Origin of the sequence: Microbulbifer hainanensis (genome assembly GCF_014904735.1) — a bacterium.
Taxonomy (GTDB): Bacteria; Pseudomonadota; Gammaproteobacteria; order Pseudomonadales; family Cellvibrionaceae; genus Microbulbifer; species Microbulbifer hainanensis.
On sequence record NZ_JACZCR010000100.1, the window covers coordinates 1 to 321 of the forward strand.

Sequence of the window (321 nt, forward strand, 5' to 3'; positions counted from 1 at the left end):
GATGAAGATCCCCATCGTCGCGATGAGATAGAGGACAAAAGCGGTCGTCGCTTTGGAGACCAGAGAGGCGGACGCGAGTTCGGCTTCGTGGAGACGATCGCCAGCAATCGTCAACATGGTGGAGGCGAGGTCGGCATGAGTTGTGCCGCTATGGCCGCGAAGGGGCATCTGCTCCCACTGAGAAAGCACTTTTCCGGCGCTTGCCATGCTTTCGGTGACCGTTTGGCCGTAGTCGATATGCCTCTTAAGAACATCATCCCAGAAATGACGAGCGGGGGGGCAAAATGTCGATCGCTTCGCCAGTGTGGCGGCCTCGATGAA

1 protein-coding gene is annotated in these 321 nt (G+C 57.6%); it reads right to left on the reverse strand.

Features of this window, described 5'->3' with window-relative positions; translation table 11 throughout:
• Positions 1–321: hypothetical protein (locus IG168_RS20490; RefSeq protein ID WP_193166463.1), on the reverse strand; the 321-nt coding region annotated here is incomplete at both ends.